13 protein-coding genes and 1 pseudogene are annotated in these 16849 nt (G+C 73.1%); 6 read left to right on the forward strand and 8 right to left on the reverse strand.

Annotated features, from left to right (window positions below):
* Window positions 1-143: 143 nt before the first annotated feature.
* The 4 genes from DSZ44_RS02375 to DSZ44_RS02390 form a co-directional block, all read right to left on the reverse strand.
* Window positions 144-902 carry an anaerobic ribonucleoside-triphosphate reductase activating protein gene (locus tag DSZ44_RS02375; protein WP_258369165.1) on the reverse strand — a complete coding sequence of 253 codons (759 nt, stop codon included), beginning with the start codon at window positions 900-902 and terminating at the stop codon, window positions 144-146.
* Window positions 899-2731 (reverse strand): ribonucleoside triphosphate reductase, encoded by a 1833-nt coding sequence (locus DSZ44_RS02380; protein WP_110850961.1) that lies wholly within the window; start codon window positions 2729-2731, stop codon window positions 899-901. The genes DSZ44_RS02375 and DSZ44_RS02380 overlap by 4 nt, the downstream gene beginning before the upstream one ends.
* Before the next feature lie 166 nt (window positions 2732-2897).
* Window positions 2898-4817 (reverse strand): Stk1 family PASTA domain-containing Ser/Thr kinase, encoded by a 1920-nt coding sequence (gene pknB, locus DSZ44_RS02385; protein WP_110850962.1) that lies wholly within the window; start codon window positions 4815-4817, stop codon window positions 2898-2900.
* A gap of 76 nt (window positions 4818-4893) precedes the next feature.
* Complete coding sequence (locus DSZ44_RS02390; RefSeq protein ID WP_258369166.1) at window positions 4894-6339, reverse strand: lytic transglycosylase domain-containing protein; 1446 nt, start codon at window positions 6337-6339, stop codon at window positions 4894-4896.
* A 156-nt stretch (window positions 6340-6495) separates the two neighbouring features.
* Between DSZ44_RS02390 and DSZ44_RS02395 the strand changes: the two genes are divergently transcribed.
* Window positions 6496-6864 carry an Rv2175c family DNA-binding protein gene (locus tag DSZ44_RS02395; RefSeq protein ID WP_110850963.1) on the forward strand — a complete coding sequence of 123 codons (369 nt, stop codon included), beginning with the start codon at window positions 6496-6498 and terminating at the stop codon, window positions 6862-6864.
* 24 nt (window positions 6865-6888) lie between these two features.
* Here DSZ44_RS02395 and DSZ44_RS02400 read toward each other — a convergent pair whose 3' ends face one another.
* On the reverse strand, window positions 6889-7968 hold the full coding sequence (locus DSZ44_RS02400) for a polyprenyl synthetase family protein (protein ID WP_110850964.1): 1080 nt from the start codon (window positions 7966-7968) through the stop codon (window positions 6889-6891).
* Window positions 7969-8083: 115 nt separating this feature from the next.
* On the opposite strand from DSZ44_RS02400, the gene DSZ44_RS02405 reads away from it, so the two are divergent.
* From DSZ44_RS02405 to DSZ44_RS02415, 3 genes and pseudogenes are all read left to right on the forward strand, one after another.
* On the forward strand, window positions 8084-9265 hold the full coding sequence (locus DSZ44_RS02405) for a DUF4192 domain-containing protein (protein ID WP_181424508.1): 1182 nt from the start codon (window positions 8084-8086) through the stop codon (window positions 9263-9265).
* Window positions 9266-9329: 64 nt separating this feature from the next.
* Window positions 9330-9737, forward strand: a complete 408-nt coding sequence (locus DSZ44_RS02410) for a universal stress protein (protein WP_110850966.1) — start codon at window positions 9330-9332, stop codon at window positions 9735-9737.
* Window positions 9738-9863: 126 nt separating this feature from the next.
* Window positions 9864-11204, forward strand: a pseudogene (locus DSZ44_RS02415) (RNA polymerase sigma factor); the annotation flags it as partial.
* A 57-nt stretch (window positions 11205-11261) separates the two neighbouring features.
* On the opposite strand, the gene DSZ44_RS02420 reads toward DSZ44_RS02415, so the two are convergent.
* Window positions 11262-12056 (reverse strand): MerR family transcriptional regulator, encoded by a 795-nt coding sequence (locus DSZ44_RS02420; protein ID WP_110850968.1) that lies wholly within the window; start codon window positions 12054-12056, stop codon window positions 11262-11264.
* A gap of 250 nt (window positions 12057-12306) precedes the next feature.
* Here DSZ44_RS02420 and DSZ44_RS02425 point away from each other — a divergent pair, with 250 nt between their 5' ends.
* Window positions 12307-13167 (forward strand): hypothetical protein, encoded by an 861-nt coding sequence (locus tag DSZ44_RS02425; protein ID WP_110850969.1) that lies wholly within the window; start codon window positions 12307-12309, stop codon window positions 13165-13167.
* A 3-nt stretch (window positions 13168-13170) separates the two neighbouring features.
* Here the strand turns inward: DSZ44_RS02425 and DSZ44_RS02430 are convergent, their stop codons facing one another.
* Window positions 13171-14157 carry a GNAT family N-acetyltransferase gene (locus tag DSZ44_RS02430; protein ID WP_110850970.1) on the reverse strand — a complete coding sequence of 329 codons (987 nt, stop codon included), beginning with the start codon at window positions 14155-14157 and terminating at the stop codon, window positions 13171-13173.
* Between the two features lie 104 nt (window positions 14158-14261).
* Entirely contained in the window at window positions 14262-14453 is a 192-nt protein-coding gene (locus tag DSZ44_RS02435; protein ID WP_110850971.1) for a DUF7455 domain-containing protein, read from the reverse strand.
* A 217-nt stretch (window positions 14454-14670) separates the two neighbouring features.
* Between DSZ44_RS02435 and DSZ44_RS02440 the strand changes: the two genes are divergently transcribed.
* Window positions 14671-16806 (forward strand): DNA gyrase/topoisomerase IV subunit B, encoded by a 2136-nt coding sequence (locus DSZ44_RS02440; RefSeq protein ID WP_110850972.1) that lies wholly within the window; start codon window positions 14671-14673, stop codon window positions 16804-16806.
* Window positions 16807-16849: the final 43 nt, after the last annotated feature.

The following is a 16849-nucleotide window of genomic DNA, read 5'->3' on the forward strand; positions in this document are numbered from 1 at the left end:
CCGAACTCTATAGCCGAGAGCCCCGTCACCAGAACTGGCGCCCCCTCCGCGCGCCGACCCACCTCCGGTCATGTGCGGGATCGCTGCGGCCCCCCGCCGCCTACGGCTGCAGCTTTCCCGCACCTGCGGTCGGTCGGGGGCGGTCAGGCGGGGCGGAGCTCGTAGTGGTCCAGCTCCAGGGCTCTGATCTGGTCGTCCAGCCTTGTCACCTCCTCCTGCCAGGCGCGGGGGTCCGCCGCGGCGTGCCGGGCGGCGAACTCGGGGCGCGTGCCCGTGGTCCGCACGACCTGGAGGGCGAAGGCGCGGGCACCCGCGTCGCGTGCCCGCCGCGCGATCTCGACGGCGTGAGCGGCCGCGGGGGAGCCGGGCGCCACCGTCGTGCGCACCTCGTGGTCGACGCCGGAGGCGACGAGCAGGTCGAGGCACTCCCACGCGAGGTGGCCCGCACCGGGGCGCCGGACGACGTCGTCGTAGTGCTCGGGCAGGGCCTTGAGGTCCAGGCCCACCCAGTCGACGTCGTCGAGCACCGCCGTGAGCCGCCGCGGGTAGGGGCCGGCGGTGTGGAGGCCGACGGCGAACCCGAGCGCGCGCACCTCGCGGACGGCCCGGACGAGGGCCGCCTGACGGGTGGCCTCCCCACCGGACAGGACGACGGCGTCCAGGAGGCGCCGTCGTCGGCGGAGGAAGGCGAGCACGTCCTCCCACGGGAGCACGCCGGGGGAGCGCGGCGCGATGAGGTCCGGGTTGTGGCAGTAGGAGCAGTCCCACGGGCAGCCCTGGCAGAAGACCGTCGCGGCGAGCCGCCCGGGCCAGTCGACCGTCGACAACGGTGTCATCCCGGCGACCTGGAGGTCCTCGGCACGGGCGGGCGTGGTCGGGCGGCCCGCCGCGACGGCGCTCACGGCGCCGCGACGGGGGAGCAGGCGGCGGCGTGCTCGGTGAACATCTCCCGCTCGGCGTACTCGCCCTTCTTGCCGATGTTGAACGAGCTCACCGGCCGGAAGTAGCCCATGACGCGGGTCCACACCTCGCAGGCCACCGCCTCGTCACGCTCGACGGCGCAGCGCGGGCAGGTGGGGTGCTCGCCGGAGAGGTAGCCGTGGTTCGGGCACACCGAGAAGGTCGGGGTGATGGTGAGGTAGGGCAGGCGGAAGCTCTCCAGTGCCCGGCGCACGATCTCCTTGCAGGCCTGTGCGGTGGAGATCCGCTCGCTCATGTACAGGTGCAGGACGGTGCCGCCGGTGTACTTGCGCTGCAGCTCCTCCTGGCGCTCGAGGGCCTCGAAGGGGTCGTCGGTGAAGCCGACCGGCAGCTGCGAGGAGTTCGTGTAGTACGGGTTGGCGTCGCTGCCGGCCTGGAGGATGCCGGGGAAACGCTTGCGGTCCTCCTTGGCGAAGCGGTAGGTCGTGCCCTCCGCCGGGGTGGCCTCGAGGTTGTACAGGTGCCCGGTGGCCTCCTGGTACTCGACCAGCCGGTCGCGCACGTGGTCGAGGAGGCGGGCGCACAGGGCGTGCCCGCGGGGGTCGGTGAGGTCGTACTCGCCGGCGGAGACGTTGCGGACCATCTCGTTCATGCCGTTGACGCCGATGGTGGAGAAGTGGTTGTCCAGCGTCCCGAGGTAGCGGCGGGTCCACGGGAACAGGCCGCCGTCGATGTGCTCCTGGATGACTACGCGCTTGCGCTCGAGGGTGTCGCGGGCGATGTCCATGAGCTCGTCGAGACGTCGCACGAGCCCGGCCTCGTCGTGCGGGTGGAGGTAGCCCAGGCGGGCCATGTTGACGGTGACGACACCGAGGGAGCCGGTCTGCTCCGCCGAGCCGAACAGGCCGTTGCCGCGCTTGAGGAGCTCACGCAGGTCCAGCTGGAGGCGGCAGCACATCGAGCGGATCATGCCGGGGTCGAGGTCGGAGCCGATGAAGTTCTGGAAGTAGGGCAGCCCGTACTTCGCGGTCATCGCGAAGAGGCGCTCGCTGTTCTCCGAGTCCCAGTCGAAGTCCTCGGTGATGTTGTACGTGGGGATGGGGAAGGTGAAGACCTGCCCGTCGGCGTCCCCCTCGGTCATCACCTCCATGTAGGCGCGGTTGACGAGGTCCATCTCGTGCTGGAGCTCGCCGTAGGTGAAGTCGCAGGGCTCACCGCCGACTAGCGGCACCTGCTCGCGCAGGTCCGGTGGGCAGGTCCAGTCGAAGGTGAGGTTGGTGAAGGGCGTCTGGGTGCCCCACCGGGAGGGGACGTTGAGGTTGTAGACGAGCTCCTGCACGCCCTGCTTGACCTGCTCGTAGGTCATCGCGTCGAGCCGCACGAAGGGGGCCATGTAGGTGTCGAAGGAGCTGAAGGCCTGCGCCCCGGCCCACTCGTTCTGCAGGGTGCCGAGGAAGTTGACGATCTGCCCGACGGCGGAGGAGAAGTGCCGTGCGGGCGCGGCGGAGATGGCCCCCGGCACGCCGTTGAACCCCTCCTCGAGGAGCCGGCGCAGGGACCAGCCGGCGCAGTAGCCGGCGAACATGTCGAGGTCGTGGATGTGGAGGTCGCCCTCGCGGTGGGCGCGGCCGGCCTCGGGGGCGTAGACGCGGTCGAGCCAGTAGTTGGCCACGACCTTGCCCGAGGTGTTGAGCATCATCCCGCCGAGCGAGTAGCCCTGGTTGGCGTTGGCGTTGACCCGCCAGTCGCTGCGGTCCAGGTACTCCTCGACGGTGGTGATCGGGTCGACGTGGGTGGGGCGGTGGTCCATGGGTCCTCCGGGCTCGTGCTGTCTGGGCACGACCGACGCTAGGAGCGCCAGAGCCGGGCGGGACCACAAGGTGTGGGGGTGTGTCGCGGGTGTCGCCACAACATGTGGTGGTCAAACCGGGCGAACGTGACCGCGGCGGGACCTTGGTCCCGGCGGCCGGACGGCGTCAGACGACGGTGAGCGTGACGGTCGTGCCCGGCACCGCGAGCTCGCCGGCGTCCGGCGACATGCTCCGCACGGTGCCGAAGATGCCGCCGAGCACCCGCTCGACCTCGACGACGAAGCCGGCGGCCTCGAGCTCCTCGGTGGCGGCGCCCACCTGGCGCCCGACGAGGTCCGGCAGCTCGACGGGCTGGGGGCCGAGGGAGACGATGATCGTGACCTCGTCACCCCGGTACAGCTGGACGTCCTCGCCCGGCGAGGGGTCCTGGCTCACGACGCGCCCGGCGGGCACCTCCGGGTGGTGATCCTCCTCGACGACGGCGCTCAGGCCGGCGCTCTCGAGGTCGGACACCGCCGTGTCGGTGTCGGCGCCGACCACGGAGACGAGCTCGACGGGCTCCCGCCCGGCGGACACGACGAGGTCGACGGGCACGTCGTAGGGGATGACCTCGCCGACCTCCCGGCTGGCGGACATCACCTCACCCGCGGGGACGTCGTCGTCGTAGGGGGTCTCGACCTGCCCGACGGTGAGCTGGGCCTCCTCGAGCGCGGCGGTCGCGTCCTCCTGGGTGAGGCCGACGAGCTCGGGGACCTCGACCATGAGGATGCCGCGGGAGACGTGCAGGACGACGGTGCCGTCGGTGCGGACGCGGTCTCCCGGGGCAGGCTCCGCGGAGACGACCTCGTGCTCGGGCACGGTGTCGTGGTGGTCGCGTTCGACGGTGAGGTCCAGCCCTGCGTCGCTGAGCACGGCGACGGCGTCGTCCTCGGTGAGGCCGACGACCTCGGGGACCGTGACGTAGGCACCGGGGCCGTGGGCGAACCACCACCACGAGCCGCCGCCGGCGAGGGCGAGCAGGAGCAGCACCGTCGTGAGGGCGAAGCCGCGTCGGCGCCGGCGGCGGCGCGCCGGGGCGGCGGGGCCGGGGTCCGCAGGCCCGGAGTGGATCGCCCCGATCGGCAGGGCGACCGTGCCGGCGGGCAGCGGCGTCACGTCCGTGGGGGAGTCGCCGGGCGCCTCCGCGTCCTCCTCCTCGACGGCGGGGGGCACGTCCGCGCGACGGGCGAGGGTGGTGTCGTCCAGCGCGGCACGCGTGCGGCGGAGCAGCGCGAGGGCGGCACCGGCGTCCGTGGGACGGTCCTCGGCGTCGCGCTCGGTGAGGGCCGCGACGAGCTCGTCGACCTCCGCGGGGAGCCACTCGACCAGGGAGGAGGGGCGTGGCACGCCGTCGTTGACGTGCTGGAAGGCCACCCGGATGGGTTGGTCGGCGACGAAGGGCTGGGTGCCGGTGATGAGCTCGAACAGCACGATGCCGACGGCGTAGACGTCCGCGCGCGCGTCGGCGACCCCGGAGGTGACGATCTCCGGGGCGAGGTACGCGACGGTCCCCAGCACGGTGCCGGTCGAGGCCGCCGTGGCCTCGGTGACGGCGCGCGCGAGCCCGAAGTCGGTGACCTTGGGGCGCCCGTCGGGCTCGAGGAGGACGTTCTCCGGCTTGACGTCGCGGTGGACGACCCCGGCGCGGTGGGCGGAGGCGAGGGCGTCGAGCACGCCGTCGACGACGTCGAGGGCGCGACCCAGGGGCAGGGCTCCCTGCCGGCGCAGCTCGGTGCGCAGGTTGTGGCCCTCGATGAGCTCCATCGTGAGGTAGCTCGTGTCGTCGGCCAGGCCCTGGTCGTAGATCGCGACGATGCCCGGGTGGTTGAGCCGGGCGGCCGAGCGCGCCTCGCGGCGGAAACGGGCGACGAAGTCGGCGCTCTCGGCCAGGTGCGGGTGCATGGCCTTGAGGGCGACGGTCCGGTCCAGGCGCCGGTCCAGGGCCCGGTAGACGGTGGCCATGCCACCCCGGGCGATGCGGGCGCGCACCTCGTACCGGCCGTCGACGAGACGGCCGAGCATGGGGTCGCTCACGGTGCGCTGCACGGGGCCGAGTCTAGAGCCGCGCGCCCGCCCCGACCGGTAACGGGGCCGGTGAGGCGGGCCGCGGCGTCGCGGCAGGTCAGAACTGTCGCATGAGGGTCTTGATGCCCGCGACGTAGTTGCGGGTGTCGGCGTACATGCCGTTGCGCTTGACCCCGGCCAGGCCCTGGTAGTACCCGGCGACGGCCTGGTCGAAGCTGTCCGCGGTGCGCACGAGCTGACGCAGGATCGCGACGCCGGCGACGACGTTGTCCTGCGGGTCGAGCAGGTTGAGCCGGCGACCGACGAGGTCCGAGGCCCACTGGCCCGAGCTCGGGATGACCTGCATGACGCCGACGGCGTTCGCGGGGGAGACGGCGCGCATGTCGAACCCGGACTCCTGCTGGGCGATGGCCAGGGCCAGCGCCGGGTCCACGCCCATGCTCACCGCGGTGTCGCGGACCATGGCCCGCATCTGGTCGCGGGAGGGGACGCTCATCGACAGCAGCGTCGCCTTGTTGGTGTTGGCCGCGCCGACGACGTCACTCGCGTAGGTCCGCCCGAGGAAGGTGCTGCCGACGAGCTGGCCACCGCCGCTCGCGCTCGCCGGAGCGCCCGAGGCGCCCGGGACGGTGAGGCGCTGCCCGACGTAGATGAGTCCGGAGCCGGAGAGGTTGTTGGCGGAGATGATCGCCGACGTCGTGGAGCCGTAGCGCGAGGCGAGGCCCGAGACCGTGTCGCCGGCCGCGACGACGTGCGTGCGGGAGGCCGTGGTGGCCGACGGGGCGGGCGTCGCGGGCTTGGCGGCGGGCGCGGCCGAGGCGGAGCCGCCGCCCGAGACCGTGAGGCGCTGGCCGATGCGGATGAGGCCGGGGTTGCGCAGGCCGTTGGCCGAGGCGATGCGCTCGACGGTGGTGCCGTAGCGCTGGGCGATGCCCGAGACGGTGTCCCCGGCGCGGACCACGTGGCTGCGCGCGCTCGCGGTGGCGGAACGGCTCGCCGCGGGGGCGGCGCTCACACCGGTGGCCGGCGCGGAGGTGCCGGGGATGGTGAGGCGCTGGCCGATGATGATGAGGGCGCGGGAGTCGAGCCGGTTGGCCGACACGATGCGCTCGACCGTCGTGCCGTAGCGCTTGGCGAGCGCCGAGACGGTGTCGCCGGCGGCGACGGTGTGCGTGGTGGCGCTCGTGGGGGCGGCGGTGGCGGCCTTGCCGGCGGGCAGGCGCAGGACCTGGCCCACCCGGATGAGCGCCTGGGAGCCCAGGTTGTTCGCCGAGACGATCGCGGAGACGGTCGTGCCCGCGCGGGCGGCGATGGCACTGACGGTGTCGCCGGCGCGGACCAGGTAGGTGCCCGTCGGCAGGCTGCGCTGGGTGGCGGGCGAGGTGAGCGCGAGCGCCGTCGCGCCCACGGTGGGCGCAGCGGTGGCCGCGGTGGCGGCGCCGGCCGGCACGGTCATCGCCGCGACGGTGGTCGCCGCGAGCACGAGGCCCACGCCGGCGCGGCCGACGGGGCGGGGCGCCCGGGTGTGAGTGCGAGCCTTCATCGATGTCCTCCGACGGGTCCCGGCGTGTCGGCAGGCGGGACCACAGTGACTGGTGTTATTGGTGGGGCGAGTGTGAACGCTGTGACACTAGCGTTATCGAGGCGGCACGTAAAGACGGGGACGGCAGTGGCCGGTGCGGCTCAGTAGGCTGCCGGGATGACCGACGCCTCAGACTCCCGCTGGTGCTCCCTCCCCGAGGTGGCCGAGCTGCTCGACGTGCGGCTGCGCGACGTCCGCGACCTCCTGCGTGACCACCACCTGGCCGGGACTCGCCCGCAGGAGGGCGGGCCGTTCCTCGTCCCGCGCGACTTCCTCCTCACCGTGGAGGACGGCGCCGCCCAGCCCGCGCCGGTGCCCTCCCTGCGCGGGACGCTCATGCAGCTCACCGACACCGGCTTCACGGTCGACGAGGCCGTGGAGTGGCTGCTCAGCGAGCAGGAGGAGCTCGGCGCCACGCCGATCGCAGCCCTGCGGGCACAGCGGATCCACGAGGTACGCCGGCTCGCCCAGACCTTCGCGGTCTAGGAGGCCAGGCGGGCGGGTCGGCGCTCAGGCCGCCCGGGCGGTGAGCATGCGGGCGAGCCCGGTGAGCATCTCGTGGCTCGCGGCGGGCAGGCCGAGGCCGTCGAGCGCGGCGAGTCCCTCGGCGAGGTGGCTGTCGACGAGCCGCTGGTGCTCCTCGACGGCGCCCGTGGCCTCGAGCACGGTGCGCAGCAGCGCGACGTCCTCCTCGGACAGGTCCGGACGGCCCACGTGCCGCTGCAGGGTGGCGCGCTGCTCGTCGTCCGCGCCCCGCAGCGCCAGGGCCAGGAGCACGGTGCGCTTGCCCTCGCGCAGGTCGTCGCCGGCGGGCTTGCCGGTCACCTCGGGCTCGCCGAAGACGCCGAGGACGTCGTCCCACAGCTGGAAGGCGACGCCGAGGGGCAGACCGACCCGGCGCAGCGCCGCCAGGGCCTCCTCCGGCGCGCCCGCGAGGGCGGCGCCGAGGACGAGGGGGTGCTCGACGCTGTAGCGCGCCGACTTGTGCTGGACCACCGTGAGCGCCCGCGCGACGTCGTCCTGCGCGCTCCACGGCAGCACCTGGGAGCGCACGTCGAGGTACTGGCCCACGGCCACCTCGGTCGTCATGAGGTCCCACGTGGCGCGCGCCCGCACGGAGGCGTCGTCGCCGACGAGCCGCCGCGCGAGGTCCATCTCGACCGAGGAGACCGACAGGAGCAGGTCGCCCAGGAGGATGGCGCCGGCGGCCCCGTGACGGTCGGGGTCCCCCAGCCAGCCGTTCGCGGTGTGCTCGGCCGCCATCCGCCGGTGCACGGCCGGGAGGCCGCGGCGGGTCAGTGACCCGTCCATGAGGTCGTCGTGGGCGAGCGCGGCGCCCTGGAACAGCTCGAGGGCGCTGCCGGCGAGGACGGGCGCCGACCCGGCGGTGACCGGGCTGTCGGTGAACGCCGTCCAGCCGGCGGTGCAGAACGCTGCCCGCAGCCGCTTGCCCCCGCCGAGCAGGGTCTGACCGGCGGACAGCAGCTCCTCCACCCCCTCGAGCGACGTGAAGGGGCGGGTGTGCTCGCGCAGGGCGGTGGCGACACGGTCGGTCACGAGCGTGGCCAGGCCGGCGGTGAGTGCTGCCATGCGGGCAGCCTACGGCGGCGGGCCGGTGCTCCCCAGACGAGCGACGTGGCGGGCCGCTCCACAGCGGGCGCCCGCGCCGCGGCGACGGAGGCCGGTACCGGTGTGCCATGGGCCCATGGACACGACGACCATCACGATCTCCGGGCCCGAGGACATCGTGGCCTACCTGCCCTACCGGCTCGGCTTCCGGCCGCGGGACTCGGTGGTGCTGCTCGCGATGTGCGGTGAGCGCAACCGCCTCGGCCTGGTCACGCGGGCTGACCTCGCCGACATCGGCCACCCCCGGGTGGGTCCGGCACTGCTGCGGGACGTCTCCCGACTCATGGAGGAGGAGGGCGCCCACGACGTCTTCGTCGTCCTCTACAGCGACCTGCCCCGCGGTCGCCTCGCCGCCGACCCGCTGGTCCGCGGCGCCATCGAGCACCTGCGCACCCTCACCTCGTGGGCCGACCCGCCCGGCCCCTGGGTGGTGGGCGCCGGCACCTACGGCTGCTGGGGGACGGGGAAGGAGTGCGCACCGGCCGACCGTGACGTCGCCGAGCTCGACGAGCGGCCCGTCGTCGCCACTCTCGTCCTCCACGGGCTCGCGCTCGTCCCCGCCCGCGAGGACCTCGCCGTGGCTCGCACGACCGACGCCGAACGGCGCCGCGGCGCCACGCGCGCCGTCCGGGAGGGGCGCCGCCGGCTCTCCGAGCTGCGCGCCCGCAGCGGTGGGGGAGCCGCCCTGCCCGGTGCCGCCTTCGGCCTCCCTCGCGCGGCGCCCGCCGTCGACCAGCGCGAGATGGTCGAGTGGCGTGAGGAGGAGCGACGCCGCTGGGAGCGGCTGGTCGCCCTCGCCGTGCGCGGTGCGGTGCTGCCCGCGAGCGAGCTGGGGCTGCTCGCCGCAGCCCTCGAGGACAACACCGTGCGCGACAGCGTGCTGTGCTCGGTGGTCCACCCGTTGTCCGGCCGGGTGCTCGACCGGGCACGCACCGAGGAGATCCTCGACCTCGCCATGCTGCCCGGTGGGCCGCCGCCGGACCAGGACCGCGTGGAGCCGGCCGCCGCCGTGCTGCGGGCGCTCGCGGCGTGCGTGCCACGCCGCTCCGGGGCCCTGGCGCTCGGGCTGCTCGCCTGGATCGCCTGGTGGTGCGCCGACGGCGCGCGCGCCGACGTCCTCGCCCAGCAGGCGCTGCGGGCACGTCCTGGGACGCGCCTGGCCGAGCTCGTCGACCAGGCCCTCGCCGCCCGCCTGCCGCCCGGGTGGGTACGAACCGCTCCCGACGGTCCGGCGGCCCCGAGCGCGCCGATCCGGTAGCGTCAGCGCACACACGGAGCAGGCCCAGGACGTCCCGGCGGTGAGCCGGAGGATGGAGTGCTGAATGACGGTCGTCGTGGGCTACCTCGCAACCCCGGAGGGCGAGGCGGCGCTGGAGACCGGCGTGGCGGAGGCCCGCCGACGGGACGCGCGCGTCGTCGTCGTCATCTCCCGCCGTTCCCGGCAGGAGCAGCACGCCGACGTCGACGCCGAGCTCGACGCCCTGCGAGACCGTCTCGACGACGCCGAGGTCGCCTACGACGTGCGCCAGCTCGGTCGCGGCAACGACGTCGCCTCCGACCTCGTGGAGACCGCCGAGGAGACGGGCGCGGAGCTCATCGTCATCGGGCTGCGACGGCGCTCGCCGGTGGGCAAGCTCATCCTCGGCTCCAACGCCCAGCGCATCCTCCTCGACGCGCCGTGCCCGGTGCTCGCGGTCAAGCCTCCCTCGACGGAGCGCCGCTCCTACTGATTTCCACCAGCGGCGAGGGAATGCCGGGGCCCCACCCGGCGTTGTGACGGGTGGCTGCTGACGAAGTGCCGGGCGCGTGGACCATCCGCGGACGGCCATCGCGAGTTATAATTGTAGGCAGCGCACCGGCCAGCAGCCGGAACCCCATTCCCCTCCGAAAGGCTTTCTGTGTCGTCGCACGCCCAGAGCACCTCCAGCAGCCGCACGCATGCCGCGCGTACCTCTGCCGGCAGTACCACCGCGTCGGTCGAGGAGACGTCGACGAAGACCCGGGCCAAGGCGCCCGCGAAGTCGACCACGGCCAAGAAGCCCGCGGCGAAGAAGGAGACCAGTACGGCTACCAAGCGCACCGCCACGAAGACCACGACCGCCAAGAAGGCTGCCCTCAAGGCCGTCCCTGACGTCGAGGAGACCGAGGCGACCAGCGAGGAGGCGGCCGAGACCGCCGCCGCGCCGGAGCCCGAGGCCACCACCACCACCACCTCCGGCAAGGAGTCCGGTTTCGTCGTCTCCGACAACGACGACGACGACGCTCCTGTCCAGCAGGTCGTCACCGCGGGTGCCACGGCCGACCCGGTCAAGGACTACCTCAAGCAGATCGGCAAGGTCGCCCTCCTCAACGCCGAGCAGGAGGTCGAGCTCGCCAAGCGCATCGAGGCCGGCCTGTTCGCCGAGGACAAGCTCGCCAGCGAGGACGTCTCCGGCAAGCTCAAGCGCGAGCTCGAGTGGATCGCCAACGACGGCCGCCTGGCCAAGAACCACCTCCTCGAGGCCAACCTGCGCCTCGTCGTCTCGCTCGCCAAGCGCTACACCGGGCGCGGCATGCTCTTCCTGGACCTCATCCAGGAGGGCAACCTCGGCCTCATCCGCGCGGTGGAGAAGTTCGACTACACCAAGGGCTACAAGTTCTCGACGTACGCCACCTGGTGGATCCGTCAGGCGATCACCCGCGCCATGGCCGACCAGGCCCGCACCATCCGCATCCCGGTGCACATGGTCGAGGTCATCAACAAGCTCGCCCGTGTCCAGCGCCAGATGCTCCAGGACCTGGGCCGCGAGCCCACCCCGGAGGAGCTGGCCAAGGAGCTGGACATGACGCCCGAGAAGGTCGTCGAGGTCCAGAAGTACGGTCGCGAGCCGATCTCCCTGCACACGCCGCTCGGTGAGGACGGTGACAGCGAGTTCGGTGACCTCATCGAGGACTCCGAGGCCGTCGTCCCGGCCGACGCCGTGAGCTTCACCCTCCTCCAGGAGCAGCTCCACCAGGTCCTCGACACGCTCTCCGAGCGCGAGGCGGGCGTCGTGTCCATGCGCTTCGGCCTCACCGACGGTCAGCCGAAGACCCTCGATGAGATCGGCAAGGTCTACGGCGTGACGCGTGAGCGCATCCGTCAGATCGAGAGCAAGACGATGTCCAAGCTCCGTCACCCCAGCCGCTCCCAGGTGCTGCGCGACTACCTGGACTGAGCCGTACCAGTGAGAAGGGCCCGCACCGTGAGGTGCGGGCCCTTCTCAGTCCTGGGCTCAGCCGCCCGCGGTCTGCCTGTCGGCGTTGGCGTGGATGGCGTCGCGCACGTACTGCGCCAGGCCCGGCCGAAGGTCGTCGTAGGTCGCGGTGAACCGCGGGTCGCTCACGTACATGTCGCCGAGGTTCCGGTGGAACTCGGCCGAGAGGTCGTAGAAGCGCTCGTGGATCTGCAGGCGGGCCCGCTCCGCGGCGTCCATCGCCTCCTCGCTCGTCGGCGGGAGACCGGCCTCCATCGCGGCGACGAAGGCAGCGTTGACCGCGTCGGTCTCCGCCTTCACCTCCTCCCAGTCCGCCTTCGTGTACCGCGACGTGCGCTGCTGGGACTGGCGCCACGCCTCGGTGCCTCCCCAGCGCTCCTCCGCCTCGGCGGCGTACTCGTCGGTGAAGCCGTCCCCGAACAGCTCGCGCTGCTCCTCGCGCGTCAGGTCGATCCCCGTCATCTCTCTCTCCAGTGCTCGGTCGATGGCCGTGACGAGCTCGGCGAGCTCCTCCAGCCGGGACACGACCGCGGAGCGCTGCCGTCGCAGGTGCTCGAGCAGGGCCGGCTGCGTGCCGTCGTCGAGCAGCTGGGCGATCTCCTCCAGGGAGAAGTCCAGCCGCCGGTAGACGACGACGTGCTGCAGGCGGGTGACGTCCTGCTCGGTGTAGAGCCGGTAGCCCGCGTGGCTGCGGGCGCTCGGGCTCAGCAGGCCGATCGCGTCGTAGTGGTGCAACGTGCGCACCGTGACGCCGAAGCGCTCGGCCACCTGACCCACCGTCAGCACCGTGAGGACTCCCGTTCCGTCGGTCATGCCCTCCACCGTGCCGCCTGACGTCGCGTGAGGGTCAAGGGCGATTCTGCCGCCCTCCGGACGCCGCGTGAATTGCGACCGGGATGTGGCCGCGAGGCGGCCCGTATCGTCGCAGCCCCGACCCCGACCCCGGCACCGTGACGGCCGGCCGGCCGGGAGCCGGCCGGCGGTCCCCGGCCAGGACCCAGCCGCCACGGCCGGGCCGGGAGGACGAGCGGGGACCGTCGACACCGACCTCTACGATCGGGGCGTGACCAACCACACCACGAACGCGTCCCTGCCCCTGGGCCTGCGCCCCTCCGACGTCGTCACCGCGGCCGCGACCGGGCTGCTCACCCTGCCGGACCCGGCCCGCCGCACCCCGCTCTCCCGGTTCGCGCTGCGCACCGCAGTGGCCGGGACCACCGGCGCGGGCGTGTGGTGGGGCACGGGCGAGGACCCGGACCTCGCGGCGGAGCTGCCCACCCGCGTCGCCTTCACGGTCGGCGCGGCCGGTCTCGTGTACGGGGCCGCCGAGCTCGGAGAGACCCTGGACCGGGCGCTGCAGCGACGGCTCGTGCGGATGGGGCTGCGCCGCCCGCGGCTGGTGATGGCACTGACGGGTGTCGGGGTCTCGCTCGCGATGTCGCTCCTCGAACGGCGCGAGGCCGACGTCACGGCGGACGACGACGCCCCCGAGGGGCCCACCCTGCGTCCCCTCCCGGAGCACGTGCGGGAGCTCGTGGACGCGATCCTCGCGCACACCGAGGACCACGACTCCCTGCGCCTGCGTGCCCAGCTCGCGCGGGCGAGCGAGGAGGTGTGGGGTGAGCCCGAGGGTGCGCCACGCATGGTGGAGCTCGCCGTGCCGCAGGACGTCCCGCTCGCGGTGCCGCGCTCCTTCACCTTCCCGGTCAGCGCCCGCTTCAGCTCGGCCCGCGGCGTGCCGTGCACGGTCCAGATCCTCGTGAGCGGGGGCCGGCTGGCAGCCGCCGTCGTGGACGTGGACGACGAGGCGTGGGAGGTCCTCGCCGAGGACTGGGACCCGGCCGACGGTGACCCCGACCCGCTGGCGGACGTGACGTTCCCGCGGGCCCAGGACGTCACCCTGGTGGCCGAGTCGCGCGGCTAGGGCTCACACGTCCTTGCCGTAGGCCAGCGACCGGCGCGACTCCCGGTAGCCGAGGGCGGTGTACAGGTCCAGGGCACGGTTGGGGTTCTCGACGTCCACGCCGAGATCGGCGCACTCGATGCCGTCCTCCCGCAGTGCCCGCATGGTCGCCGCCAGCAGGGCGGTGGCCACGCCCGCGCGCCGCCACGGCCGCCGCACCCCCAGCAGGTCGGTCCATCCTGCCGAGTAGCCCTGAGCCGCCCAGTCCTGCTCGTAGGCGGAGGTGAGGCTGTAGCCGGCCACCTCCTCGCCGTCGAGCACGACGAAGCTCCACGCGGGACGGAAGTAGCGCCCGCCCACACTCTGGCGCTCCCAGTTCTCGCGGTCCCGGGGCTCGCTGCCCCAGTGGTCGGCGAAGGCCTCGTTGTGCGCCAGCCGGACCGCCTCGCTCAGGGACGCCTCGTAGGGCACGAGCTGCAGTCCCTCCCGCAGCGACGGCGCAGGGATGCCGACGTCGAGGGGGCGGGTGAGCTCGAGGTAGACCCGCAGCCGCCGGAAGCCCGCCCGGTCCAGCAGGCTCTCCGTGGCGGTGAGCCCGTCGTCGACGTTGACGAGCACCCGTCCGGGGCCGGTGGGCCGCGCGGCGGCGATCTTCTCCCGCCCCAGACGCTCCTGCCAGGCCAGCAGCTCCCGGCCGATGCCGCGGCCGCGCCACTGCGGGTGCACGCCGCCCCAGCAGAAGGCGCGCACGGTGCGCACGTCACCCGGGAGCACCTGGACGTGCCCGAAGGCGCGGGGGACGCCGTCGTCGTCGATCCCGATGGTGCTGTCGCGGACCGGGTCCTTCCACGAGCCGTCGAGCAGCTCGTCGTGGAGGTCCTCGGCGGTGTAGCGCTCGGCAGGGTCGTCGGCGGCCTCGATCGCCCGGACGAGCCCGTGCCAGTTTGGGACGTCCTGCGCGGTGATGGGCCGCCAGCGCAGGCCGGCGACGGGGGCGGGTGAGCTGCTCATGCCGCGGAGGCTACGGGCCCGGTCCCCGGCCCGTCACCGGAAATAGCGGAAAGCGCCGGCACCCCTGAGGGAGCCGGCGCTTCCGGTCGGTCGTGAAGGACGCGTCAGTGGGCGTTGTCCTCGGTGAGACGGTGCGTCTCGTCCTGGATCGCCGTCGCGACCCCTTCGAGCGCCTCGGCGTGCTTGCGTGCGTGGTGCGCGCAGAAGAGCAGCTCCCCTACGGGCAGTCCCACACGCACGTACGCCTGGGCGCCGCAGCGGTCACAGCGGTCCTGTGCGGTCAGCGGGGCGGTCATCGTTGCGTTCACACCTGCATACAACCACGACGGCGCGGGAAACTTCCCCGGGACGGGGCCCCGTTCGCTGGCAGCGGACCGGGTGGCGCGGGCTGGTGACACGGGTCACGACGACGGCGCCCCCCCGTCGCTCCCCGTCACCTCCCCGCGGGGCAACCTTCCGCACGTCCGCGGGTCAGTCCGCGGAAGCGGGGGAAGTCCTTCGTATGATCGCCTGGTGCCTCCCAAGTCGACCGCCTCGCCCGCGCAGTACACCGCCCGCCACCTCTCCGTGCTCGAGGGGCTGGAGGCGGTCCGCAAGCGCCCGGGCATGTACATCGGCTCGACGGACTCCCGCGGCCTCATGCACTGCCTGTGGGAGGTCATCGACAACGCGGTCGACGAGGCCCTCGAGGGCCACGGCGACGCGATCGACGTCGTCCTCCACCCCGACGGCTCCGTGGAGGTCCGCGACAACGGTCGCGGCATCCCGGTCGACACGGTCGACTCAGTCGGGCTGAGCGGCGTGGAGGTCGTCTTCACCAAGCTGCACGCCGGCGGCAAGTTCGGTGGCAGCTCCTACGCCGCCTCGGGCGGCCTGCACGGCGTCGGCGCCTCCGTCGTCAACGCCCTGTCCGCGCGGTTGGACGTCGAGGTCGACCGCGGCGGCAAGACCTACCGGATGACCTTCCACCGCGGCGAGCCCGGCACCTACGACGACCGCGCCGGCGCCGGCCCCGACGCGCCCTTCGCGCCCTTCACCGACGCGAGCGAGCTCGCCGTCGTGGGCAAGACACCCCGCAGCCGCACCGGAACCCGCGTGCGCTACTGGGCCGATCCACAGATCTTCCCCTCCACCTCCCAGTTCTCCTACGACGAGCTCGTCACGCGCGCCCGCCAGACGACCTTCCTCGTCCCCGGGCTGACGATCACGGTGCGCGACGAGCGGCGGCTGCCCGGCACGCCCGGTGCGGACGGCCCGGTCGAGGAGGTGTTCCGGCACGACGGCGGCGTCGTAGACTTCGCCGAGTTCCTCGCCACCGACCCGGCCGTCTCGGACATCTGGCACCTCACCGGCAGCGGGACCTTCACCGAGACCGTCCAGCAGCTCGACGCCTCCGGCCACCTGCGTCCCCAGGAGGTCGAGCGCACCTGCGAGGTCGACATCGCGCTGCGGTGGGGGCAGGGCTACGAGACCGCGGCCCGCTCCTTCGTCAACATCATCGCCACCCCCAAGGGCGGCAGCCACCTCACCGGCTTCGAGCAGGGGCTCGTGCGCACCGTTCGCAAGCAGATCGAGGCGAACTCCCGGCGTCTCAAGGTCACCGCCAAGGATCCGAAGATCGAGAAGGACGACGTCCTCGCCGGCCTCACCGCCGTCGTCACCGTCCGCCTGCCCGAGCCGCAGTTCGAGGGCCAGACCAAGGAGATCCTCGGGACCGCGCCGGTGCGCGGCATCGTCGCGAGCGTCGTCGACAAGCAGCTCACCGAGATCCTCACCTCCTCCAAGCGCCACGAGAAGGCGCAGGCCGCCGCGGTCCTGGAGAAGGTCGTGGGGGAGATGCGGGCGCGAGTCCAGGCACGGCTGACGAAGGAGATCTCGCGCCGCAAGAACGCGCTCGAAAGCTCGCGGCTGCCCGCCAAGCTGGCGGACTGCCGCACCGACGACATCGAGCGCTCGGAGCTGTTCATCGTCGAGGGCGACAGCGCCCTGGGCACCGCCAAGCTCGCCCGCTCCAGCGACTTCCAGGCCCTCCTGCCGATCCGCGGGAAAATCCTCAACGTCCAGAAGGCCTCGCCCGCCGACATCCTGCGCAACGCCGAGGTCGCGTCGATCATCCAGGTCATCGGCGCCGGCTCCGGGCGCACCTTCGACCTCGACGCCGCCCGCTACGGCAAGGTCATCCTCATGACCGACGCCGACGTCGACGGCGCCCACATCCGCACCCTGCTCCTCACCCTGTTCTTCCGGTACATGCGCCCGCTCGTGGAGGCCGGCCGGGTTTTCGCGGCCGTGCCACCGCTGCACCGGGTGGAGGTCACCGGTTCGGGCGGCAAGAAGGGCGAGAAGATCTACACCTACTCCGAGGCGGAGCTCCACCAGCTGCTGCGCAAGCTCGAGCGCCAGGGCAAGCGCTACAAGGAGCCGATCCAGCGGTACAAGGGCCTGGGGGAGATGGACGCCGACCAGCTCGCCGAGACGACGATGGACCCTGCCCACCGCACGCTGCGACGGGTGAGCATGGCCGACGCCGAGGCGCTGGCCGAGGCCGAGCGGGTCTTCGAGCTCCTCATGGGCAACGACGTCGCCCCGCGCAAGGACTTCATCGTCGCCGGCGCCGCCCAGATCGACCGGGACCGCATCGACGCCTGAGGTGTCCCGTCCCGACCACCACCGCCGCGCACTCTAGGATTCC

Source organism: Georgenia satyanarayanai (assembly GCF_900116375.1).
GTDB classification, from domain to species: Bacteria; Actinomycetota; Actinomycetes; order Actinomycetales; family Actinomycetaceae; genus Oceanitalea; species Oceanitalea nanhaiensis.